The organism is Streptomyces sp. NPDC037083 (genome assembly GCF_055606485.1).
In genome coordinates this window covers 808,569-830,492 of the sequence record NZ_JBVJSQ010000003.1, presented here as the reverse complement: position 1 = coordinate 830,492, position 21,924 = coordinate 808,569, and the positions used below count along the sequence as shown (strand labels likewise).

The window sequence follows — 21,924 nt, the reverse complement described above, 5'->3', positions numbered from 1 at the left end:
CGATCACGTGGTTGGCCGCAGAATTGTCACTATCTGCCGCTCATGCCGGATCGGAGACCTGTATGAAGGACCTCAAGTTTGAGCAGAAGCGTTCGCTGTCCCGCCATGAGGCGGCCGACCAGCTCACGGCGCTCGCCGCCGCGCTGCGGGAAGGCGGAGACGCCGAACTGAAACTCGGCGGCGGGACGCTGAGCCTGCGCGTGCCCGACGACCTTCGCAGCGAGATGGAGGTCGAGATCGGTGACGGGCAGATCGAGCTGGAGATCGAGTTCAAGTGGCCGACCGCATCGAGCAAGGCGGCGCCGTCGCAGGCGGACGCGGACACGGACACGGACACGGAGAAGCCCACGGCGCGGAAGAGCGTGCCCGCCAAGACCGGTCGGAGCAGGACGGGCACCGGTCGGAGCAAAAGCGTGAAGCGGTCCGCCCCGAAAGCCCCCTGAGTCCCTTCGGACGACGGGCAGACCTGCACGGCCCCTCGCCACCAGCCGGGGACCACGACCGTGTCCTATAGGTTCGATCACATCCCGTTGGAGGACGGGAGCCCCGTTGGAGGACGGGAGTTGAGACCTAGGCGCGAGGGAACCGCATGGCGACCATCCACCACACCACCATGACGCCCACCAAGCTGGAGCTGCTCACCGCCTGGCTGCCGAAGCAGAGTTGGTACGTGGGCGGCGCACAAGCGCCGGAACTGCTCAGGGCCGGCGGGTTCCGGCTTGACGATCCGGAGGGTGCGGTCGGGATCGAGATCATGGTCGTGGTCGACGCCGCCGCACCGGAGCCGGTGGCGTACCTGGTGCCGCTGGGCTACCGGGGTGCGGCCCTGGAGGGCGCTCCCGGCGAGGCGTTGATCGGCACGTCCGAGCACGGCCTGCTCGGCACCCGGTGGATCTACGACGGCGTCCACGACCCGGTGGTGACGGCGCAGTTGGGCGCGCTCCTGCGCGGCGAGGCGACGCCGCAGGACCAGGACGAGAGCGACACCGCCGACCCGACCGTCGTCGTGCACGGAAGTGGCCCTGCCGCCGGGCGTCACGTTCAGGTCAACCGTGTCCTGCGGCCGGCGCCGACCGGCCAGGGGCCGATCGCGGGCCTTGTCGCCGGGTGGACCTGGCCGGACGGAACCGCGGCGCGGGGCGTACTCGCGGCCGTCACGGCCTGAACGGTCGCGCGGAGGAGGGAAGCGTCCGGTTCTCCGCCACCCGGTCGGGCCCGCGCCGCTGCCGACGGTGTTCGGGGAGGGGGACGGACGGTTCGGCTCCCGTCAGCCCTGTCGGTCCGTGGCGGTGGCGTGCAGTTCCTCGAGCGCGTCCAGGACGACGGTGTTGCGGTGCCAGACGAGCCATCGTCCGACCTGGGAGCCGACCTGGTGCAGCGCGGCGAGCTGAGCCTCGGTGGGTTCGGTCAGAGGTCGCTCGTGGTGCGAGGAGATCATGCCCAGCACGTTCCCTCGGGGGCTGGTCAGGGGGACGCTGTGGCAGGCGCGGCTGCCGGCCTGCAGGATCGCCGCCCGGGAACCTTCGTCGAAGGTTTCACAGGTCGCGACGTCGTGGACGGTGACCTGACGGCCCTGTTCGGCGGCCTGAGCACACGAGGTAGTGCTGGACTGGATGAAGGCGAAGTAGTCGGTGAAGCGCTGGTTCAGCCCGGTGTGCTTCTCGATGCGGAGCATGCCGTTCTCGGCCAGCTGTACGTTGCCCATGGCCGTGTCGGTGATGTGCAGGACGCGGCGCATCGCGGCCTTGAGGACCGCGCTGTCGCTGGCCGGATCCGCTCCCTCGCTCAGGGACAGGCCCGGCAGCGGCGGCGGCCCGCTGCGGGGCCGGCGGGCGAGCCGGCGACCGGTGGCGGGGTCGGGGGCGGGTGCCGGCAGGCGTCTCGTGGCGTCCGCGAGAGTGCGCAGCTTGACGTTGAAACGCTGCGACGTCCCTCGCAGCAGTTCGAACGCCTCCTGGCGGGAGCCGAGCCGGTAGCGCGACAGCAGCAGGTCTTCGGCACGGGCCACTCCGGCGCGCGCCAGTCGCCGGTTGCGCGCCTCGACCGCACGCTGCCCGCTGTCCTCGCCGTCGCCGTCGCACCGCGTGCTGTCCGAGCCCGCGGTGCCGTCCGGATCGGCGCCAGGAAGTGTGTCGGTCACTGCGTCATCTCCTCGCTGGGACTCCCCCTGGGGACCGGGGGCTCCGGTACGCCTGCCCAGAACGGCAGCGGCAAGACGTCCCTTCCCGCGACGCGAAGATCACACGGCGACTGCCGGAAGGGCCGGGCCCGGCGGCCGTGTCCTGTTCGATCCTGTCCCGCACGTGGTCACAGTCGCCCTGCGTGGCGTGCCCGGCGGGCGAGGGTGGCGAAGAGGAGGCACAGGGCGCAGAAGCCCGCGAGGGTGAGGGGGATGGCCGTGGGGGGCCGGGTGTCCGTGAGGGCCTCCACCGCCGCCGGGACGGTGGCGTTGCCGAGCATGCAGCACAGGGTGAGGACGGAGGTCGCGCGCTGGGGGACGTCGGCCACGCCCGAGATCCATGCGATGACGGTGGGCAGCACGGGGGCGAGACAGAGTCCTGCCAGCGGGTAGGCGGCGATGGCGAGGTGGGGCACGGCGGCGAGCAGCAGTGCCCCCAGTGCGCTGACGAGGTAGAGCGGTACCGCGGTGCCGGCCGACAGGCGTGCGGTGAGCTGGGGGACCACCAGGCGGCCCAGTGCCATGCCCGCCCAGAATCCGGACGCCGCCATGGTCGCCGACGCAAGGCTCCAGCCGCTTCTTTGCAGCTGGGTGGACTGCCAGGCGCCGATGCTGGTCTCCAGGCCCGCGTAGAGCAGACCGGTGACGAGGAAGAGGATCATGACGCTGCTCGGCCGGCTGAGCCGGAGCCGGCCCTCGTTCGTCGGTGCCGCGGCCGGCTGTTCGAGCACGACGCCCACGCGCCGTACGAGGATGCAGGGAAGGGCCGCCAGACAGGCCGCCAGGGCCAGCAGACGGATGTCCGTCCGGCCGACGGGGCCGGTGGCCAGGGGGCCGAGGATCGCACCGATGCCGAACACGGCGTTGAGGCGGTTGACCATGACGATGCTGTTGTCGCCGAAGCCTTTGGCGAAAGCCGTGTTCAGGGTGAGCACCATGCCGCCGTAGCCGACCCCGGCGACGGTGGCGGCGCACAGGTAGGAGGCCCAGTTGGGGCTGAGTGCCATGCCGGCGGTCGCGGCGGCGAACACGGCCAGCAGGACGGTGATCGTCGGTCGGGGCCTGGCCCTGCGGCCGAGCAGGCCTATCGCGGCGGTCGCCGCGAGCGCCCCGAGGTTGTAGCAGGAGACGATGCGTCCGACCGCGTGCCCGGAGCCGAACTCGTTCTTCAGGTAGGGCAGTGACGCCCCCAAGGACGCGGTGAGCGCGCCGAGGACGAAGAACACACAGAACGCCGAGACGACCGTGGCCCTCGCGAGGTGCGGCACGGGCTCTGTCGCGCCGGCGGGAGACTCGGGAACGGCGGCCGACGCGGCCTGTGACCCGATGGCCGGTTCAGGCATGGGCGCCCGCCCCGGCCGCGGCGATGACGATCGAGGCGTCGAGCCCAGTGAGCGTCAGCCCCCCTCCGCCGCGGGCGACTCCGACGCGCAGACCGGTGAAGTCCGGGACCACGGCCACGGCGCCCGCCTCGATCAGTTCGTCCCCGCCGATGCCGACGCAGACGGCGCCCGCCGACACGGCCGAACGCACCCCGCTGACCGAGTCCTCGAAGACGAGGGTGCGCTGCGGCCGGACGCCCAGTCGCCGGCAGGCCGCCAGGTAGGGGTCGGGATGCGGTTTCCCTCGGGTGACGTCGTCCCGGGTGACCTGGACGGCGAACACCTCGAGGAGGTCCAGCCGGCCGAGGGCGTGCTCGATCTTGCGCGCCCAGCTGCTGGTGGCCAGTGCCAGGGGAACGCTCCTGCCGGCCAGCCCGGTCGCCAGTGCGTCGGCGCCGGGCACAGCCGGGTAGGGGGCCTCCTCCTCCAGCTTGTCGACCTCCGCCCAGATCGCCGACCGGTCGCTGTCGGAGTGGTCGGGGAACAGCAGCCGAACGGTCTCGGATCCGGTTCGTCCGTGCACATGCCGTTCGAGGTCGGCGGACGTCAGTGTCCTGCCGTGCCGCCGTGCGACGTCACGCCAGGCGTTCTCGATCACGGGTTTGGAGTCGATCAGGACCCCGTCCATGTCGAAGACGACGGCATCGACCTCGTACGGTTCACCGGCTGCCAGCTGCATTGCTCTCCTCACCCGCCTGTCGCGGTGTCCGGTCGGCGATGGGTCGTCAGAACGTCATGTCGTCCATGAGGTCGTTCGCACCGTCCTTCCACACCAGGTACACGTCGTCGACGAGCAACAGGTCGACGATCTCGTCCCGCAGCGGGTCCAGGGCGTCGCGATGCGACCCCACGATAGGTTCTTCGTGCTTGTTGAACGACGTGTTGACGAGCGCTGCCTGTCCGCTGCGTTCAAACCAAGCCAACAGCAGGCCGTGCAGGAAGGGGTCGTCCGCCCTGCGCACGATCTGCGGACGAGCGGTGTTGTCTACGTGCACCACGGCGGGGCACGCCTTGGCGAAGTTCTCGTGGCAGTCGTAGGTGATGGTCATGAAGAGGGCCGAGGGCTGGTCGGGCGCCCAGCCCCGGTAGCAGTCCGGAGCCAGTTCCTCAGCGGTGATGGGGGCGAACGGCATGAATTCGGTCCGGTTGAGACGCTTGTTCAGCCAGTCGTTCATCGAGGGGTCGTCGGTGCGGTAGATGACGCTGCGCCGGCCCAGCGCGCGCGGGCCGAACTCCATGCGGCCGCGGTGCACACCGATCACTTTCTCCTTTTCCAGCGCCTGCACCAGCAACTCCTGCAGACCATCGTCGACTCGGCGGAAACGGAGCTCGGGATAGTCCTGGAGAAGTTGCTCCAAATGCCCCTCTGAAATGGCGGCGTCCGGGCCCAGCGCCATGGACGGAACCCTGTGCCGCTTGCCGCTTTCACGGTAGGAAACAACTGATGCCGACTGCAGGGGAAGTCCTCCGTCACCCATCGGGGGCAGAACGTAGACGTTGCGGACGCCCGGGGTCTCGAAGATGCGCTGATTCAGCTTGACGTTCGCGAAGACACCGCCCGCCAGGCAGACGTTTCCGCTCGGCACCTTTGCGATGTGCCGGGCCACCACCGCGCTCAGCAGGTTTTCCACGTGCGTTTGTGCGGCGGCGGCGACGTCGGCCGGTTCGTGCTTCGAGATCTCCTCCAGAAGTTCTTCGGAGTATCCCTCGTAGGAGGGCTGGTAGTAATCTCCCGTCCGCGCCCTGATAACGCCGTCCTCAGTGATGTCGATCATGCTCTGCATCAGGGGAAGGAGCTTCTGGGGATCGCCGTTGGCGGCCAGCCCGGTGATCTTTCCCTCGTGGCGGTTCGGCTTGAATCCCAGCAGCTTGGTGATGCGACCGTAGAAGTAGCCGAGGCTGTCGACGGAGGTCTCCCGCTGGAGCACCTCCTCGCCCCCCGGGGAGCAGTGCGTCACGGTGAGGGACTGGAAGTCGCCCCGCCCGTCGCAGGTCAGGACCAGCGCCTCGTCGAAGGGCGAGCAGAGGAAGGCGGCGAGGCCGTGGGACTCGTGGTGGTCCACGTAGACCGTCTTGCCGCGCAGCCCGTTCTTGTCGACGAACTCGTCGAACTCGGCGCGCTTCGCCTTGTCGTTTCGTATTTCGTCGGACACCCGCTTGCGCAGATGGACGATGCCCTCGGGCCGCTTCTGCGCCTCCTCCGAAACCCGGTCGATGTACAGGAGAAGGTGCTTGTCCGCGTTGAATCCAGCGGCCCATCCGTAGGCGACGCGGTCGATTTCCTCCAAGGAGGTGCCGGCCTCCCGTAAGACGTACTCGATGGAACGGGTCGGCCAGGTCTTGTGGTCCTTCACCCTGGTGAACCGCTCCTCGCTCACCGCTGCGACGATTTCTCCGTCCCGGACGAGACATGCGCCGGCAAGGTCGTTGTTGGTGATGCCAAGGATCTTCACATTGTTCCTTTCGAAGGATTCTTGGGGACCGAGAATAGATGCGAATTCCCCGGATTCCTCGGTCGGCGACGATGCTAAGCAGATCGTCCGGGATTCGACAACGTCGGGATCGCTTCCCGGCCAACCGGGCCGCGCGCCAGAAATACGCCGTCGACCACGTTCGCGTTAACCTCGATTTCGCGTCATGGTCAGGTCACGGAATCGGCTGGCCATTTCCTGTTCACGGCCGACGACGGGCAGGCCGTCGTCCCGTGTCACATCGGGAAAGGGGCCGGGCTCCGGTGCTCCGGATCGGGCCCTGTCGTCGCCTGAGCAGGGACATCCGCTGGTCAACTCCGGTTCGGGAGTCGAGCGGACCGGTCGAAGACGGCCGCGGCGTCATGAGTCTAGGGCCGGCGGCGGCCGGTGAACAGGCCGAGATGCCGTCAACGGGGTTCCGGCGCAACGGTTTTGACCGGTCAGGGGCAGGCACGAGCGGCCGAACCAGCAGGTCCGGGGGCCGCACCCACGTCACCGGGGACCCAGTGGCTTCGGTCGCACCATGTTCCGGCCATTCCCCGCCCCGTCCCGGCCGGTCGATCACACCTCGACTTGGCCGACTCGGTGCTCTTCGGATTCGGCGACCGCCCGAGGCGAGACGGCGGCGACGCGGAAGAGCCGAAGGTCCTGTGACCCTGCACGACCAGGGGCCGGCACCGGCCCGCGCAGGGGCGGAAGAGTCCCTTTGCAAGGTCTACGGCGAGTGGGGCAACAGGGTGCAGGCAAGGTCCCGGCAGGGAGGCGGCCCCAGACTCGTCGGCATCGGCATCAGCATCATCAGCAATGGTCGGCTTCGGTGTGCGGGGCCGGCGGAGAGTGGGTAGGACATGACGGAGTTCCCCGTGGCCGCTGCTACCGCGGACGCCGGCCGCGTCGGGGTCATGGAGTCACCCCGGATCGAGCTGCGCAGCGACATCACCGTCGAACTCGTCGACAGCAGCGCGAGCGATCTCGCCGTCGTGAAGGCGGCGCGGGTGTCCACCGCCGGTGAAGACGCCAACGACGAGCTCTACGACGGCGGTTCGACCCGCGGGTTGATCCGCTACCTCATGCGCAGCCGTCACGGCAGCCCCTTCGAGCACAACTCCATGACGTTCCTGATACGCGCTCCGATCTTCACCGTGCGTCATCTGATGCGTCACCGGACGTGGTCCTTCAACGAGGAGAGCGCCCGGTACCGCGAGGTCGGGCCCTCCTTCTACGTGCCCGACGCGACCCGCCTGCTGCGGCAGGAGGGCAAGCCGGGTGACTACCGCTATGTCAACGGCAGCACGGACGACCACCAGCAGGTGCTCCGGTCCACCACGCGGGCCTACGAGGTCGCCTTCGAGGAGTACCAGCGTCTGCTGGACAGCGGCATCGCGCGTGAGATCGCGCGTCTGGTCCTGCCCGTCTCCACGTACAGCGTGCTGTACGCCACCTGCAACGCGCGAGCGCTGATGCACTTCCTCAGCCTGCGCACCCACCGGCCCGACGCGGCCTATGTCTCCCACCCGCAGCGGGAGATCGAGATGGTCGCGGAACAGATGGAGACGGCCTGGGCGAAGCTCATGCCGGTCACCCACGAGGCGTTCACCGCCTTCGGTCGCGTCAGCCCGTGACGCGGCCTCGTCCCCTTCCCCTGGGGGCCGGACCTGCCGGTCCCCGTCCCCTCCTGGAGGACTTTGTGCTCGAAGTCAACGGTGGCAAGCGGATCGCCGGATCGGTCCGCACCTCCGGTTTCAAGCACTCCCTGGTCACGTCGGCAGCCGCGGCGGTCGCAGCGGACGCCGACGTGGTCCTCGACAACTGCCCCGACATCGTGGAGACGGACGTGCTGGCACGCGTCTTCACGACACTCGGCGGCCGCGCGCGGTTCGCCGAGGGAACGCTGACGCTCAACGGCTCGGGCATCGAGCACAACGTGCTCCCGGCCGACCTGGTCAGCTCGATCCACGGGTCCCTCTACCTCGTACCCGGCCTGGTGGCCCGCATGGGATCCGTACATCTGCCCGCCAGCGGCGGCTGCCGCATCGGTGAGGGCCCGAAGGGCCGTCCGGTGCGCCACGTCCTGGACGTCATGGAACGCTTCGGCGCGACCGGCGAGGTCACCGCGGACGGCGGACTGAAGGTCAGGGCCGCCCGGCTGACGGGCTGTGAGATCGACCTGCTCGACTACACCCGCAACAGGGCGCTCATGAGCGGTCCGCTCTACGGGGGCGCCACGAAGACGGCCCTGCTGACCGCGGCGGCGGCCGAAGGCGTCACCACCCTGCACCACCTCTACCCCAAGCCGGACGTCGTCGCCCTCATCGACGTCCTGCGGGAGCTGGGCACCGACATGACGCGGACCGGCCCGGAGACCCTGGTCATACGCGGGACCGGCGCCGGCGCGCTGCGCAGGGACGTCCGCTACACCCTGCCGCCGGACCTGATCGAGGTCATCACCTGGATCTGCGCGGCCGTGACCGTCGGCGAGGGGGCGGTGCACATCACGGGTCCGGGCATGGACCGGGCGGTGGCGGCCCTGGCGCCCGAGTTCGACGTGCTGCGGCGCATGGGCGTGGTGACCGACCACGAGGCGGACATGGTCACGGCACACCCGGCCGAACGGCCGCTCAGTCCCGTGGAGGTCCTCGCCGCCTCCCGGGGCGTGTTCAGCGACAGCCAGCCCTTCTTCGCGCTGATGGCCGGCTACGCCGAGGGGGCGACGCTCATCAGCGAGGCCGTGTGGGAGCACCGGTACGGCTACGTCCCGGGTCTGACCGCGCTCGGCATGGAGGCCGTCCAGGACGACTACGCCCTGAGGGTCGACGGGGTCCGGACGCCGCACCGCGCCGGACAGGACCTGACGGCGACCGATCTGCGGGCGGCCGCGGTGCTGTTGCTGGCCGCGCTGGCGGTGCCGGGACGGACCGTGCTGCGCAACACGCACCACCTCGACCGCGGGTACCGCGACATCGTGGGTGACCTGCAGGCGCTGGGCGCGGACGTCGCCCCGGCGTCCGCCTCGGTCGGCGTCGGCTGATACACCGTCGCCAGGCGCGCGTGGCAGGCCCGTTCACGGGAACTGCGACGCGCGCCGTCAGGTGCGGGAGCCCTCACGGGTGTGGCCCGCCGGCGGCATCGAGCGCAGCCATCGCCTGGCCTGTGCGGTGGTCCGCAGACGGACCACGGGCACCTCGGGGTGCCGGGCGAAATAGGCGGCGGTCTCCGCCCGTCGTGTCCCGTGCTGGGACCACGCCCAGCGCACGGGGTGGCGGGGGGAGAACAGCAGCGCGCGCCAGGTCTCGGTGTTGCCGTGCCACAGGGGGCGCCGGAACAGCACGCGCGAGAGCGACCTGCGGACCACCCGGTGCATCACCGTGTGCCGGGGCAGGTCCAGCCAGACGAACAGATGCGTCCTCGCCGCCAGCAGATCGCCGACGATCCAGTGGTACTGGGCGTCGCACACCCAGGCCTCCGAGGCGGTGAACCGGGCCACGTCGTCGGTGAACTCCGCTCTGCGCGTCCAGTGCGGGCCGTGGTAGAGGGCGTCCATCTCGATGTGGGGTATGCCGAGTCGGCGTGAGAGGGCTACGGCGAGCGAGGTCTTTCCGGCGCCGGAGATCCCGGCGATCACGATCCTGCGCGGGTCTGCGGGCTCGGTCATGCGGGGGTGTCTCCTTCGCCGCGTCGCGGGATCAGGGCGGTCAGTACGGCTGTCACGCCGCCGAGCGCGACGAGCGTCAGCCACAGGACGGCGTTGCCCGCGGTGAGCAGGAAGGCGCCCACGGCGGGAGCGAGTACGGCGGCTGTCCCCCAGGCCAGTTGGAAGGTGGCGCTGTAGCGGCCCTTGTGCTCCGCGGGCGCCGCCTCGTTGGCCAGGACGGTCATCACGGGTGCGAACAGGGCGTCGGCCACCGCTCCGGCCACGGAGGCCCCCAGGACCACGGGAACGGCCCATCCCGGCGTGAGCCGGTCGGCGGGCGCCAGGAGCAGGAAGGCGACCGCGAACACGAGGCAGGCGAGCCGCAGCGGGCGCAGCGCGGAACCGAGCCGTCCGTAGTAGCGCACGGACGGCTTCTGTGCGAGCAGCAGCGCCGCGGAGCCGGCGATCAGCGCGGCTGCCGGAAGCCAGGGCGGCCCGTGCAGGACGTCGAGCGCCACCAGGGGCAGCATCACCGTCAGGCTGTCCGTCATCAGCGCGAACGCCAGCTGTGTCAGGCACAGCAGCAGAAAGGGGCGGTCGGTGAGGGTGCGGCGCCAGGCCGGTCCCGGGGTCGCGGGTGTCTGCCCCGGTCCGGCCGGGGCGGCGGTGCGGCCGGGCAGCCGGACGCCCAGCATCAGCAGGGCGGCGGCGAGGAAGGTCGCTCCGTTCAGCCAGGCGATCAGGTGGAGCCGGTCGGGGTGTCGCAGGAGCGCGGCGCTCAGGATCACGGCGAGGCCGGCGCCCGCCATCCAGCCGACGGTGCGCAGCATGTTCTGCGTGCCCAGCACGGGCAGGAGCTCGCCCTTGCCGACCACGCGTTCGAGCGCCGGGGTGTTCGCCGTCCAGAACAGGCGCTCGCACGCCGCGAGCACGGCGGCCAGGGCGACGAGCTGCCACACGGAGGTGATCAGCGGGTAGGTCAGGAAGACCGCGCCGCGCAGCACGTTGCTGAGCTGGACGAGCGGGAGAGCCCCCCAGCGGTCGACCAGGGCGCCGCCGAGGGGGCCGGTCAGCAGGCCGATGAGGCCGCCCGCGGTGAGTGCCGCGCCCGTCGCGTCCAGCGGCATGTGCTGTGCCCGGGTGAAGAAGATCAGCGCCAGGGGCGTCCAGAGTCCGTTGCCGACGGCGTCGGCGAACAGCGCGGCCAGGTACCACCGTTGGGCGCGGGGGCGGTGTACGGGCGGGCGGTGTCCCGGCCGGGTGGAGGCGAGGTGCATGGGGCGTCCAGGGGGTCGGTGGTGGAGCCGACCGGTGGCCGGCGCGGAGGGGGTGGCGTCCGCGGGGTTCGGCGCCGGCCGGGCCGGGTTCGTCGCGAGCCGGGCGGGACGACGCGGACGCGGTCCGGGGACGGCGGCGCGTCATGGGCTCACGGTGGTGCCGGTGCGCCGTCCGGTCAGCAGGTGCTCGCGCACCGCGTGCGGGACGCGGCCGTCGACGATCCGCGCCGTCGCCACCCCGGCCCGCACGGCCCGGCTGCAGGCCTGGACCTTGGGGATCATTCCGCCGGCCAGCCGGGGCAGCAGCGCGTCGGCCTCCGCCGCGGTCAGCCGGCCGAGCACCTCGCCCTGTCCCGGCCGCCCGGGGTAGAGGCCCTCCACGTCGGTGAGCAGCAGCAGGGTGTCCGCGCGCAGGGCGGCCGCGAGCACCGCCGCGGCGAGGTCGGCGTTGACGTTGCGGACGCCGCTGCCGTCGGCGGAGCGGGCGATGCTGGAGACGACCGGGACCAGACCGGCGTCCAGCAGCGTCCGCAGCAACCGGTCGTCCACGTGGACGATGTCGCCGACCAGGCCGAGGTCCACCCGCTGCCCGTCGTGGAACACCGGCCGGTCGGCCGCCGTGAAGGTGTGGGCGTCCTCGCCGGTCAGGCCGACCGCCAGCCGGCGCTGCCGGTTGAGCAGGCCGACCAGTCGGCGTTGCACCTGGCCGGCCAGGACCATCCGGACGACTTCCATGGTGGGCGGGGTGGTGACCCGCAGTCCGTGGCGGAAGACCGGCTGGATGCCCAGTCTCTTCAGGTGGGTGTCTATCTGCGGGCCGCCGCCGTGTACGACGACGACCCGCGCGCCGGCGTCGCCGAGCAGGGCCACGTCCTCGGCGAAGGAGCGGCCGGCGTCGCCCGCGTCGAGGACGGAGCCGCCGCATTTGATCAGCACGGTCCGGCCCGCGAGCGGCTGCGCGGGTGCTGCCGGGTCCGTGCTCACCCGGTGGCCGCGCCGCCGCGGTGGTAGAGCACGCCCTCGCTCCAGACCCGGTCGACCTTGCCCCAGGCCATGGCCGAGGCGGCGTCGGGGAAGAAGCCGCTGCCGTTGAGGTTGGCGCTGGTGTTGCACAGCACCGGCACACCGCTCAGCCGGTGGTAGGCGGCGAGGATGCCCGCCAGCAGCCCGTCGTCGTCCGGACTCACGGTCTGCAGACGCGCGGTGCCGTCCAGGTGCACGACCGCGGGGATCCGTGAGGTCCAGCCGGGCCGTACGGCGTGGTCGTACAGCATGTGGGGGTCCGGCGTGCCCGGGTCGAAGATCTCCGGCGCCTCCTCGACGAGGCAGATGGGGGCGACGGGACGGTAGTACTCACGGCCCTTGACGCGGTTGAGGGTCTCCTTCATGGCGGCGTCGGTGGCCGCGGCGAGGATGCTGCGCCCGCCCAGCGCGCGGGGGCCGAGTTCGGCCCGCCCGTGCAGCACCACCACGGGTTCTCCGCTGGTGTGCAGCACCCGGGCGAGTTCGTCGGGCGAGCAGGGGTAGGCGGTCCAGCCCCGCGGCGTCTCGGTGGTCGGGGTCAGCGCCGGTCCCAGCCGGGTGTGCCACTCCAGGGCGGGGATGGTGTCCCCGCCGCCGATCGCGCCGAGCACGGCCGCGCCGATGGCGGATCCCGCGTCGTTGGGGAAGGGCGGGACCCACATCTGCCGCACCCGTGGCATGGCGCGCAGTGCGCTGTTCCATTTGATGTTCAGTGCGCATCCGCCCGCGAAGCACAGGTTCCACGGGCCGTCGCCCTTCCAGGCCCGGATCCTGGCGTCCAGCCGTTCGAGGAGCAGGTTCTGGAGGAACTCGTGCACGCTGGCCAGTACGTCCTCGTCGGACACGGCGAAGGGCTGCACCTGTTCGCGCACGGTGCGGAAGAACTCGTGCAGCGGCGGCATGGAGGGCTCGAAGAGGCTGCCGAAGCCTCCGACGGCTCGGGCGTGCGCCGCGGCCGCCGGGGACGCCTCGTTCTCGTAGTGGTCGTGGAAGACCGAGCCCAGTACCTCGAGGACCGCTTCGCTGGGCTTGCCCAGGGCGATGTACGCCATCAGTTTCCCGGCGACCGACAGGTCGTCGACGTTGGCGGACTGACGGTCGCGGCGGAACGGGCCGAAGTGATGGCCCGCGGTCGCGTAGGTGTGACCGATCAGGGGGAAGAGGGATCCGCCGTTCTCCACGCCGGCGTCCGGGTCCACCCAGTACAGGCGAGGGAACATGCCCCCGTCCCAGACGAGCACGAAGGCGGGTTCGCCGCGCCGGGCGAACGCGCTGGTGCAGTAGGTGCTCAGCACGTGGCCGGCGGCGTGCGTGTGGCTGGTGTAGGGGTGGGGCACGCCGTCGACGGTGAAGGTGCCGGAGACCGAGGGGCGCAGCAGGTCGGGCGAGGTCCGCGATTCCCGGTAGGGGCCGACGACCAGTTCCAGCGGCTGTCCGCGGTCGGCCGTGTCCACCGTCCCCGTCTCGTCGCCGTCCCAGCCGTCGACGACCCATGCGTCGACGTCCTCCATGCGGTATCCGTGCTCGGCGAGGATCGCGGGCACGATGCCCAGGTCGCCGATGGCGCTGTAGCGCGGGTTGTTGGCGAGTTTCTCCATCTCCACGCTCAGCACGAGGCGTCGGTCGTCGACCAGCGCGACAGCACCGTCGTGAGTCAGTTTCAGGCCACACGTGATCATGAGCGTTCAGCTCCTTGCCGAGTCGGGGTGAAGGCGGGGGGTGCGGGGCGCGGGGCGACGGGGCGCCGGTACAGGTGCGATCCGCGGCCCGGTGGGAGCAGGTCGGCCCATACGGCGGGCATGTGCTGCGGCTCGGCCCGGGTGAAACCGTGCCGGACGAACCACCGGCCGCTGTGTTTGGAGGCCGCGAGGAGGAAGCGGCAGCCGCCGAGGGCGGCCAGGGCGTCCGCGCGCTCCACCATCCGGCCGCCGATGCCGTGTCCCTGGAGGTCGGCGGCGACGCAGAGGTTGTACAGCAGCAGGTCCTCCCCCAGCCGGGTCAGGCCGACGCATCCGATGACGCGTGACTCGTGCACGGCGGTCAGGTAGTCGCCGATCCGGCTGCGGAACTGCGCACCGCTGCGGGCGACGAGCAGGTCGTCGGCGACGAAGGGCTCGGAGAGGCGGGCGATGCCGGGGGCGTCCGCGGCCAGGGCCGGGCGGACGACGACGTCCTCACGCATGGCGCCGGGCGAAGCCGAGCCCGAACGGCTGGTCGGTGGGCATGATCTCGATCATGTTGACGTTGACGTGCGGGGGCCGCGACAGACACCACAGGACGGCGTCGGCGATGTCGTCCGGGGACAGCGGGCTCACTCCGTCGTAGAGGCGGTCGGCCCGCTCCTGGTCGCCGTCGTAGCGCACGAGGGCGAATTCCGTGCGGGCCATGCCGGGCGCGACACAGCTGACCCGGACGCCGGTCCCCTCCAGGTCGGTGCGCATGCTCAGGCTGAGCTGGTGCACGAACGCCTTGGTCGCCGCGTACACGTTGCCGCCGGCGTAGGGGTAACTGGCGGCGATGGAACCGATGTTGACGATGTGACCGCGTCCGCTGCCGATGAGCCGGGGCAGCAGCAGCGCGGTGGTGTGCAGCAGTCCGCCGACGTTGGTGTCGACCATCTGGCGCCAGTCGTCCACCTTCGCGGACTGCACCGGGCCGAAGCCGCGGGACAGCCCCGCGTTGTTGACCAGGCCCACCACCGGGGGGCAGTGGGGCAGATGCTCGTCCAGCGCGCGTTCCAGCGCGTCCAGGTCCGTCACGTCCGCCACCGCGGGCAGCACCCGGCCCGCCCCGCCCCGGTCCGCGAGTTCCTCCAGCCGATCCGCGCGGCGGGCCACCGCGATCACCGTGTGCCCTTGTTCGGCGAGCCGCTGCGCGGTGCGGCGGCCGAAGCCCGACGACGCCCCGGAGACCACGACGGTCCCGAGTTCCTGACTGCTCACGTGCCCCACCTCATGCAATCGTCTTCTGTGCGGTGCCCTGGCGCCGGGTGACGGCATGTCACATGGGGTCGTAGCTCATCAGCAGCATGTCGCGGGTGCCCTCGCCCAGCGAGGGATCGGCCACGGACACATCCGCGACGCCGTGCCGCACCCGGGGGTCGTCGCCGAAGAAGGAGTCGAGGCACTCGGTGAAGACCTTCTCGGTGATCAGCTCGTGGTCCGGCGTGTACACGCTGGTCTTGCCGCCGCTGATGTTGTGCCGGTTGAGCATGTGCAGGCTGACGTAGGTGCAGCCGTCGCGGTGGACGCCCTCGGGGGTGGGCCGGCCCAGGACGTCGTCGCGGGCGACGATGCGCACGCAGTGCACCTGCACGGCCCACTGCTCGACCTCGGGCAGCGGCAGGCGGCCGACGTTGAAGTCGATGAGCGCGGCCAGGAAGGCACCCTCGCGGACCTCGTCGGTCAGTTCCTCGTACTTGCGCCACTGTCCCCCGGCGAAGGCGTTGTTCTCCACGGTCTGGAAGTAGCCCGGGTTGTCGGCGACCAGCAGCTCACCGGTGGCGGGGCGGTAGGTGTAGCGGGTGTGCCGCCGGTAGCGGTAGTGGCCGCCGTCCGGCAGGTACGGGTCGGCCGGCAGGTCGTCGTAGGAGGCCATGAGGGTCTTGAGGCTGTCCTGGAGGGCCGCCGGAACCCGCATGTCGCTGCCGGGGATCAGGGAGAAGCCGGTGCGGACGAGGTCGCCGGTGATGTCGGCCGGGCTGGAGAGGGCGGCCGTGGGTCGGGTGAGCACGGGAGGTTCCTTTCTGCCGCCGTGAGGCGGGCTGTGCCGTTGCGGGCTGTGCCGTTGCGGGCTGAGGGTTGGTCAGGGGCGTGCGAAGTGGACGAGCAGCGCCCGCCGGTCGTCGGGGCAGCCCTCGGACACCGGGGGGACGCCGTGCCAGGAGTCGTCGGAGCGGACCAGCACCACCGACGTCCCGAGCAGCGGCAGGACGCGCTGTGCGACGTCGTTCATGTCCGGTCCGCGCAGCACGTGCAGGTCGCCCTGCCACTCGCTGCGCCAGGTGTCGTTGAAGTAGAAGAGATGCGTGACGGCCTTGTCGGGGCGGTCGGTGTGCGGTTGGATCCAGCAGCCGCTGGAGTACCGCGTCATACGGGCCTCGACGGTGCAGCCGGCCAGGTCGGCGCCGGTCAGTTCGACCAGGGCGGCCCGGTAGCCGTCGGAGGTCACCTCGTCGACCAGCCGGCGCCACACGTCCGGCAGGGTGACCACGGCCTCGCGGTGCTGCCGGCCGCCGCTCACCAGGGTCCGGTTGTGCATGAGGTAGTGCTTGCCCCGGCCGTTTCCGGGCCGCCGTTCGCTGCGCACGAACCCGTCGGCGGCGAACCCGTCCTTCAGGGCGCGCGCCGTCCCGTCGTCGTGGAAGGACCGCTGGACGACGGCGTAGCGGTACGGGTCCTGCTGGAGCTGCGCGTTCCGCAGGGCCTGAAGGTCAATCAGCGTCATGTCGTTCTCTCCTCGGGGCGTGTTGCTCGAAGACCCGCCGCACCGCGCGCAGCCGGGTCTTCGGGGACAGCCCGTGCTGCCGTTCCAGGTAGCGGGCGACGCTCTCGTGTTCGTCCTCGATCCCGGTGATCAGGCTGCGCATCGTCCAGGCCGGGGACGCGGTGCGGACCTGGAGCTCTTCCAGGGATCCGTCGTAGGACCACTGGGGCCGCGGGTCCCCCGGCCTCAGCGCCCGGTAGGCGCGGCCGGTGAGCGCGTAGTCGCCCACCACCGCCGCCAGCCGCACCCCGAGGCCGCGCAGGGTCAGCGCGCTGACCACCCCGGTGCGGTCCTTGCCGACCGTGCAGCAGACGTAGACGGGGTCCTGGTCCTGTTCGGCCAGCAGGCCGATGATCTCCACGGCCACCGGGGCCGCGAGGGTCAGCATGGAGCGGTAGTTGAACAGGTAGGCGCTGGGCGGCGGGCGGTGCACGCCGCGGATACGGGACATGTTCCCGCCCACGGGCCGGCGCAGGAGTCGGGCGCGCATGCCGGCCGGCCCGTCCTCGATGCCCTGCTCGAAGGAGGTGCGCAGATCGACCACGGTGCGGATGCCCAGGTCGTCCAGTGCGGGCGCCGTGCGGGGTGAGGGGGCCGGGCCCCGGTAGAGCACGCCGGGCCGCAGCCGGGCTCCGTCCGGGCCGGGCAGTCCGGCGCTGTCGCGGACGTTGGGCAGGCCGGGCAGCGCGACGGTGCGCGAGCCTCCGGTGGGACGGGCGGCCGCCGCGGGGGGCTGGCCGGGCGGGCGCGGGCGGGCTCCGGTGGTCACCGTGACACCGCCGTTCCGTGCCGTCGCACCAGCAGGTCGGTGACGCGGTCCGCGGTGGACCGGTCGGTGACCGCGATGCGCACCGCGGCCGGGCTGTCGGGGGTGCTGGGCACGGCGCGCACCACGAATCCGTGTTCGAGGAGGTGGGCGGCCGTGTCCGCCGCCTCACGGGGCGAGGCGACCTGCCAGGTGGCGAAGTTGCCGCCGCCGGCGAGGGCGCGCCAGCCGGGCAGCGCCTGTTCGACACCGCGTAAGAAGTGTTCCCGGACCTCCCTGACGCCCGCCCAGATCTCCTCGAACAGGGGCTGCTCCCGCAGACAGGCACGCAGGAGGGCGACCGCGATGCCGGACACCGGTCCTTCCGGGTCGAGGTCGAGAAGGGGCCGGACGGTGTCCGGGTGGGAGCTGAGCACGGCGATGCGGGCGCCGGACAGGCCGAAGCACTTGGAGAAGGTGTTCACCCGCACCACATGGGGCAGGTGGGGGCGGCCGGTCACCGTCTCGACCTCCTTCTCCCCTCCTTCGGTGAAGGCGAGGTAGGCGGTGTCGAGGACGAGCAGACTGCCGTGGTCGGCGACGGCGCGGGCGAGGGACTCCAGTTCCGCCCGGGCGTGGACCTGGCCGGTGAAGCTGTGCGGCTGGGTGACCACGACGAAGGCGGGCGGGCCGCCGCGCAGCCGTCCGGCCAGGTCGGCGAGGGAGAACCGGCCGGTGTCGGGGTCGGGCGGAACCGTGTCGAGCTCACACCCCGCGATCCGTGCGAACTTCTGCCAGCCCTCGTAGTTGGGATGGTGCAGGACGATGCGCCGGGCCGCGGGGAAGGCCCTCACCAGCATCCCCAGGCCCGGATCGCTGCCCGCGGTCAGCACCAGTCCGTCCGGGTCCGCGTCCAGCCGGTCGGCGAGCTCGGCGTAGACGTCGCGCAGCACCGGGTAGGTGAGCACTTCGAGGGGGTCCAGGCCGGCGAGTGTGCGCCGGTGCAGGGCCGCGGCCCGCGCGTCGAGCAGGCCGCAGCTCTTGAGGTTGACCTCGCCGGGCCGGCGGGTGCGGCGGCTGCGGTAGCGGCCGGTGCTCGGCAGCAGGAACGGCGACCGCGGTGTCGTCCCCCCGGGTTCCTCGTCGCGCGGCCGGTCCGGGTTCACGAGGCCCCCAGCAGCACCGGGTCGCCGTCCGCCCCGGCCGCGCGGGCGGGGATCTTCTCGAAGACGGCGGTCACGTCGGGCTGGGGGCCGAAGACCAGTTCGTAGGCGTCCCGCAGTTGCGCCGGGTCCAGGTCGTGCGTGCCGGGGACGAACAGCTGCCGGTTGAAGGCGGCCATCTCCTCGTCCGTCAGATCGGGACGGGACGCCTCCCAGGGCGCGTAGACGGTGGGGCGGGCCCGGCCGCCGAGGGCCTGGACGGTCGCGATGGTGTGCCGTACCCCCTCCACGCTGGTGCCCGGCAGCCCCACGATGACGAAGCAGTTCAGTTCGACGCCCGCGGCCGCGCACCAGGCGGCCAGGTCCTCCAGGTCCTGTCGCGACTTGTGCTTGGACCGGGGCAGGGCGCCGTGCCCGTCCGGGTCGAGGGTCTCCAGACCGACGCTGATGCGGACGCACCCCGCCCGTCCCATGGCCCGCACGAGTTCCTCGTCCAGGTGGTGCATCGTCGTCGCGCACTTCCACGGGAACCGTGCGCCGTCGGCGGTGAGCCGTTCGCACAGTTCCATGGTCCAGCGGCGGTCCAGGGTGAACGTGGGCGCGTAGAAGGCGACGTACTCGAAGGAGGCCGCGCGGAAGGACTGTTCGATGTAGTCGACGGTCCGGTCCACGGTGAGCCGGCGTTCCTTGCGGCCGAAGATGGGGTGGACCTCGCAGTAGGAGCAGCCGATGGGGCAGCCGCGGGCGGCCGGGACGACGAGTTCGCGGCGCTGCGGGATGCCGCAGAACTTGTTGGCGTCGTCGTGGTAGAGCTCGTCGTAGCGCTGGTAGGGGATCTCGTCCGGGGTCGGCAGGTACCAGTCCTCCGCGGGCAGGACGGCGCCCGGCGCGGCCGGTGCGTGCCAGGTGCCGTCGGTGTGCCGCAGGTGCACGCCCGCCGCGGTGCCGGCGTCTCCGCCGAAGACCCGCAGGGCCGCCAGCACCGCCGCCTCGAAGTCGCCGTTCTCGGCGACGGCGTCGATGTCGAGCTGCTGGAAGAACAGCGGGTTGACGCCGCTGAGCCGGCCGAAGGTGACGATGGGGGTGTCGGGGCTCAGCGCTCGGGCGTAGCTGACGAAGCGCCGCAGGCCGTCGATGCCGTCGAAGTCGTTCATGACGGCGATCGCGTCGTAGCACCGCTGGAAGAGGTCGTTGCCGATGTCCTTCCAGGTCCTGCGCAGCACGGTGGCGTCGAGGACGGTGACCTCGCTGTCCGGCAGGGCGGTGCGCAGGTGGCCGGCCACCTGGTAGAGGGCGAGGTGGTGGCCCGCGTTGAAGTAGCTGAGGACCTGCGGGGGCCACACGACCAGGATGCGCGACCCCGGTGCGAGTGAGGCCGCTCGGCCGGCGGGCGTGACGTGCTCAGACATGGAGGGCCCTTTCGCGTGTGTCCGGGCGGACACGGTGGACGGACTTGAAGCGGTCCGGCACGGGGTTGCGCCTGTCCTGCCAGACGACGGCGGACTCCCACCACGTCTCGACGGCGAGGAGTTCGGCCGCTGTGTCGGGTCCGGTCAGCGAGACGACGATGTCGGCGACGGAGGAACCGAGGGCGGTGGCGGGGTCGTAGTGGCGCCCCTCCTCGCCGGTGGCGGTGTATTCGAGGGTCTGCGGCAGGGGGCACTGCCGCGGCAGGTGGCGCAGCGTCCCGTGGGCGGGCGGGAAACGCGCGTAGCCCTGACGTCGTCCGGTCGCGCGGATCGTCACCTGGTCACTGCGCCCGGCCTGGCCGAGCAGGCTGGCGCCGTGCAGGTGCACGCCGAGGGTGTCCTCGTGCGTCTCGACCATGCGGGATCCGCCGGCCCGGCAGGCGGTCTCGCACACGACGAGCCGGTCGTCCGGGGTGTGGAAGAACTCGACCTGGAAGGCGCAGACGCCCGGTACGGCCGGCATGGTGGCCACCACTCGGGCCGCGGTGTCGCGCAGGCGCGGGGACATCGGGTCCTCGTCCGGCATCATGCCGCTCATCCCGGGGGCGTCGTACGCCACGGAGAACCAGTCGGAGTACGGCTGGTAGGACGGCTGTGCCAGGACGATCCGCCCGTCCCGCATCAGGCCGTTGACGTGGTAGAAGTCGCCCTCCACCCAGGCCTCGGCGAGGTCGGGCGGGTCGGTGCGGCCGGCTGCCCAGTCGGCGGTGAACGCCGTCAGCGCGTCGCCGTCCCACAGCACCCGGGTGCCGTTGGAGCCGCCCGACAGACGGCGTTTGACGACCAGCGGGAACCCGGCCTCGGTCGCGAAGCCGGTCAGGTCGGCGGGCGAGGTCAGACGGCGCATCGGGGCCACGGGGATGCCTGCGGCGGTGAGCAGGCTCTTCATCGTGTACTTGTCGCGGTAGGCGGTGGCGCAGGCGACGTCCTGGCCGGGCAGGCCGAGGCGCTCGCGCAGTGCGGCGGCCCGCAGGACGTCGCGTTCCCCGGTGGACAGGATGCGCTGGACGCCGAAGCGTCGACACAGCGCGACCAGGTCCTCCTCCAGGCCGGGCCGTTCGAGGCTGCTCACGAGGTGCAGGTGGCGGAAGCTGCGCGCGAGGTCGGGGAAGGCGCTGGCACCCAGTCCGCTGCGCGTGCTGACCACGATCAGTTCCTGCCGGGCCTGCGGGAACCATTCCGGCACGCGGTGCAGGATCGGCTTGTTGTTCAGGACGAGAAACACGGGAAGTTCCTTTCGCCGGGCGCGGACCGCTTCAGGCGCGGCCGTCGCGCAGCGCCTGTGCGTACGTCTCCAGGGCCCGGGACCAGTTCGCGGCGTACTCACGGACCGCGGTGAGGAACTCCTCGGCCTGCTCGTGGTCGGCCACCAGCCGTGTCATGCCGGTGTCCTCGTCGCTGACCTGGGCGGCGTGCATGGTCTCGGCCTTGATGTGGGAGTCCACCCAGGCGAGGTCGTCGCGGCCGCCGAACAGGGCCGTCCCGGGCACCTCGACCTTGGCGTACAGGCGCCGGAAGCCGACGGCGATGTCCAGGGCGATGTCCTCCACCACCCGCAACTGCACCGCCGCGCCCAGGGGGTGGGCGGCCAGGCGGTCCATGTTGCCCAGCAGGTCGGTGACCGCCTGGGGCAGCGCCGCCGCCGTGTGCCTCGCCTCCTCGGCGACATGGGCGGCGACGGGCTTCAGGACCGTGTCCTCCCACCAGATGTAGTGGATGCCGGCAGGGCCGCGGGGGGCCACCTCGCGGAAGGCGGGCGCCGCGTTGTCCAGGTCGTCGCCGATGACCTGGTAGACCGTCTGGAAGGCGGCCAGCAGGTCGTGGGCGGGCGCGTCCTGGCTCTGGAAGCGGCGTGCCATCACGCCCAGGCCGGAGAGCGTGGTGAACATGAACGCCTTGGTCATGGCACGCCACCGGTGGGCGATGGCGAGCGCGGCTTCGGGGGTGACCCGCTCGGCCCTGCGGGCCTCGCCGAAGAAGGAGTTGTCGGCCCGCCGCAGCCGTGCGGCGTCGATCTCCTTCCCGACGCGCGCGTCCAGGTCTTGTTGTTCCGCGGCGGACAGGGCCAAAGCGTTCACGATCACACACTCCAAAGGGAT

21 protein-coding genes are annotated in these 21,924 nt (G+C 71.5%); 4 read left to right on the top strand and 17 right to left on the bottom strand.

Annotation, left to right across the window (positions count from 1 at the left end):
- Positions 1-62 precede the first annotated feature (62 nt).
- Positions 63-443, top strand: coding sequence for an amphi-Trp domain-containing protein (locus ACZ7DE_RS12160; RefSeq protein ID WP_470760040.1), 381 nt, complete (start codon positions 63-65; stop codon positions 441-443).
- A gap of 146 nt (positions 444-589) precedes the next feature.
- Positions 590-1,165 carry a maltokinase N-terminal cap-like domain-containing protein gene (locus ACZ7DE_RS12155; protein ID WP_470760039.1) on the top strand — a complete coding sequence of 192 codons (576 nt, stop codon included), beginning with the start codon at positions 590-592 and terminating at the stop codon, positions 1,163-1,165.
- A gap of 102 nt (positions 1,166-1,267) precedes the next feature.
- Here ACZ7DE_RS12155 and ACZ7DE_RS12150 read toward each other — a convergent pair whose 3' ends face one another.
- The 4 genes from ACZ7DE_RS12150 to ACZ7DE_RS12135 form a co-directional block, all read right to left on the bottom strand.
- The gene (locus tag ACZ7DE_RS12150; protein WP_470760037.1) at positions 1,268-2,140 is read right to left on the bottom strand and encodes a GAF and ANTAR domain-containing protein; all 873 of its coding nucleotides are present in this window, start codon (positions 2,138-2,140) and stop codon (positions 1,268-1,270) included.
- Positions 2,141-2,307: 167 nt separating this feature from the next.
- Entirely contained in the window at positions 2,308-3,522 is a 1,215-nt protein-coding gene (locus ACZ7DE_RS12145; RefSeq protein WP_470760035.1) for an MFS transporter, read from the bottom strand.
- Positions 3,515-4,240, bottom strand: coding sequence for an HAD family hydrolase (locus ACZ7DE_RS12140; RefSeq protein ID WP_470760033.1), 726 nt, complete (start codon positions 4,238-4,240; stop codon positions 3,515-3,517). The genes ACZ7DE_RS12145 and ACZ7DE_RS12140 overlap by 8 nt, the downstream gene beginning before the upstream one ends.
- 46 nt (positions 4,241-4,286) lie before the next feature.
- Positions 4,287-6,014 carry a carbamoyltransferase family protein gene (locus tag ACZ7DE_RS12135; protein ID WP_470760031.1) on the bottom strand — a complete coding sequence of 576 codons (1,728 nt, stop codon included), beginning with the start codon at positions 6,012-6,014 and terminating at the stop codon, positions 4,287-4,289.
- A gap of 920 nt (positions 6,015-6,934) precedes the next feature.
- On the opposite strand from ACZ7DE_RS12135, the gene thyX reads away from it, so the two are divergent.
- Both thyX and ACZ7DE_RS12125 read left to right on the top strand, forming a co-directional pair.
- Positions 6,935-7,654: an FAD-dependent thymidylate synthase gene (gene thyX, locus ACZ7DE_RS12130; RefSeq protein WP_470760121.1), complete on the top strand. Its 720-nt coding sequence runs from the start codon at positions 6,935-6,937 to the stop codon at positions 7,652-7,654.
- A 65-nt stretch (positions 7,655-7,719) separates the two neighbouring features.
- Positions 7,720-9,060: a hypothetical protein gene (locus tag ACZ7DE_RS12125; protein ID WP_470760029.1), complete on the top strand. Its 1,341-nt coding sequence runs from the start codon at positions 7,720-7,722 to the stop codon at positions 9,058-9,060.
- A gap of 57 nt (positions 9,061-9,117) precedes the next feature.
- On the opposite strand, the gene ACZ7DE_RS12120 is transcribed toward ACZ7DE_RS12125, so the two are convergent.
- The 13 genes from ACZ7DE_RS12120 to ACZ7DE_RS12060 form a co-directional block, all read right to left on the bottom strand.
- The gene (locus ACZ7DE_RS12120; protein WP_470760027.1) at positions 9,118-9,684 is read right to left on the bottom strand and encodes a P-loop NTPase family protein; all 567 of its coding nucleotides are present in this window, start codon (positions 9,682-9,684) and stop codon (positions 9,118-9,120) included.
- On the bottom strand, positions 9,681-10,940 hold the full coding sequence (locus ACZ7DE_RS12115) for an MFS transporter (protein ID WP_470760025.1): 1,260 nt from the start codon (positions 10,938-10,940) through the stop codon (positions 9,681-9,683). Before ACZ7DE_RS12115 ends, ACZ7DE_RS12120 begins: the two co-directional genes overlap by 4 nt.
- 141 nt (positions 10,941-11,081) lie before the next feature.
- Positions 11,082-11,924, bottom strand: a complete 843-nt coding sequence (gene argB / locus ACZ7DE_RS12110) for an acetylglutamate kinase (protein ID WP_470760023.1) — start codon at positions 11,922-11,924, stop codon at positions 11,082-11,084.
- Positions 11,921-13,642: a carbamoyltransferase N-terminal domain-containing protein gene (locus ACZ7DE_RS12105; protein WP_470760021.1), complete on the bottom strand. Its 1,722-nt coding sequence runs from the start codon at positions 13,640-13,642 to the stop codon at positions 11,921-11,923. The genes argB and ACZ7DE_RS12105 overlap by 4 nt, the downstream gene beginning before the upstream one ends.
- Complete coding sequence (locus tag ACZ7DE_RS12100; protein WP_470760019.1) at positions 13,639-14,145, bottom strand: GNAT family N-acetyltransferase; 507 nt, start codon at positions 14,143-14,145, stop codon at positions 13,639-13,641. The genes ACZ7DE_RS12105 and ACZ7DE_RS12100 overlap by 4 nt, the downstream gene beginning before the upstream one ends.
- Positions 14,138-14,905 (bottom strand): SDR family NAD(P)-dependent oxidoreductase, encoded by a 768-nt coding sequence (locus ACZ7DE_RS12095; protein ID WP_470760017.1) that lies wholly within the window; start codon positions 14,903-14,905, stop codon positions 14,138-14,140. The genes ACZ7DE_RS12100 and ACZ7DE_RS12095 overlap by 8 nt, the downstream gene beginning before the upstream one ends.
- Before the next feature lie 58 nt (positions 14,906-14,963).
- On the bottom strand, positions 14,964-15,695 hold the full coding sequence (locus ACZ7DE_RS12090) for a 2OG-Fe dioxygenase family protein (protein ID WP_470760015.1): 732 nt from the start codon (positions 15,693-15,695) through the stop codon (positions 14,964-14,966).
- Between the two features lie 72 nt (positions 15,696-15,767).
- Positions 15,768-16,409 carry a 2OG-Fe(II) oxygenase gene (locus ACZ7DE_RS12085; protein ID WP_470760013.1) on the bottom strand — a complete coding sequence of 214 codons (642 nt, stop codon included), beginning with the start codon at positions 16,407-16,409 and terminating at the stop codon, positions 15,768-15,770.
- Positions 16,396-17,217 carry a tyrosine-protein phosphatase gene (locus tag ACZ7DE_RS12080; RefSeq protein WP_470760011.1) on the bottom strand — a complete coding sequence of 274 codons (822 nt, stop codon included), beginning with the start codon at positions 17,215-17,217 and terminating at the stop codon, positions 16,396-16,398. The genes ACZ7DE_RS12085 and ACZ7DE_RS12080 overlap by 14 nt, the downstream gene beginning before the upstream one ends.
- On the bottom strand, positions 17,214-18,359 hold the full coding sequence (locus ACZ7DE_RS12075) for an aminotransferase class I/II-fold pyridoxal phosphate-dependent enzyme (RefSeq protein ID WP_470760010.1): 1,146 nt from the start codon (positions 18,357-18,359) through the stop codon (positions 17,214-17,216). The genes ACZ7DE_RS12080 and ACZ7DE_RS12075 overlap by 4 nt, the downstream gene beginning before the upstream one ends.
- Positions 18,356-19,765 carry a B12-binding domain-containing radical SAM protein gene (locus ACZ7DE_RS12070; RefSeq protein WP_470760008.1) on the bottom strand — a complete coding sequence of 470 codons (1,410 nt, stop codon included), beginning with the start codon at positions 19,763-19,765 and terminating at the stop codon, positions 18,356-18,358. Before ACZ7DE_RS12070 ends, ACZ7DE_RS12075 begins: the two co-directional genes overlap by 4 nt.
- On the bottom strand, positions 19,758-21,050 hold the full coding sequence (locus ACZ7DE_RS12065) for an ATP-grasp domain-containing protein (RefSeq protein ID WP_470760006.1): 1,293 nt from the start codon (positions 21,048-21,050) through the stop codon (positions 19,758-19,760). Before ACZ7DE_RS12065 ends, ACZ7DE_RS12070 begins: the two co-directional genes overlap by 8 nt.
- Before the next feature lie 31 nt (positions 21,051-21,081).
- Positions 21,082-21,903, bottom strand: a complete 822-nt coding sequence (locus tag ACZ7DE_RS12060) for a DUF6202 family protein (RefSeq protein ID WP_470760003.1) — start codon at positions 21,901-21,903, stop codon at positions 21,082-21,084.
- Positions 21,904-21,924: the final 21 nt, after the last annotated feature.

Bases quoted from the DNA above. Each gene is read 5' to 3' on its own strand.
- ACZ7DE_RS12120 (WP_470760027.1), bottom strand. From the start codon at position 9,684: ATGACCGAGCCCGCAGACCCGCGCAGGATCGTGATCGCCGGGATCTCC.
- ACZ7DE_RS12145 (WP_470760035.1), bottom strand. From the start codon at position 3,522: ATGCCTGAACCGGCCATCGGGTCACAGGCCGCGTCGGCCGCCGTTCCC.
- ACZ7DE_RS12155 (WP_470760039.1), top strand. From the start codon at position 590: ATGGCGACCATCCACCACACCACCATGACGCCCACCAAGCTGGAGCTG.
- ACZ7DE_RS12115 (WP_470760025.1), bottom strand. From the start codon at position 10,940: ATGCACCTCGCCTCCACCCGGCCGGGACACCGCCCGCCCGTACACCGC.
- ACZ7DE_RS12070 (WP_470760008.1), bottom strand. From the start codon at position 19,765: ATGTCTGAGCACGTCACGCCCGCCGGCCGAGCGGCCTCACTCGCACCG.
- ACZ7DE_RS12160 (WP_470760040.1), top strand. From the start codon at position 63: ATGAAGGACCTCAAGTTTGAGCAGAAGCGTTCGCTGTCCCGCCATGAG.
- ACZ7DE_RS12085 (WP_470760013.1), bottom strand. From the start codon at position 16,409: ATGACGCTGATTGACCTTCAGGCCCTGCGGAACGCGCAGCTCCAGCAG.
- ACZ7DE_RS12140 (WP_470760033.1), bottom strand. From the start codon at position 4,240: ATGCAGCTGGCAGCCGGTGAACCGTACGAGGTCGATGCCGTCGTCTTC.
- ACZ7DE_RS12100 (WP_470760019.1), bottom strand. From the start codon at position 14,145: ATGCGTGAGGACGTCGTCGTCCGCCCGGCCCTGGCCGCGGACGCCCCC.
- ACZ7DE_RS12105 (WP_470760021.1), bottom strand. From the start codon at position 13,642: ATGATCACGTGTGGCCTGAAACTGACTCACGACGGTGCTGTCGCGCTG.
- thyX (WP_470760121.1), top strand. From the start codon at position 6,935: ATGGAGTCACCCCGGATCGAGCTGCGCAGCGACATCACCGTCGAACTC.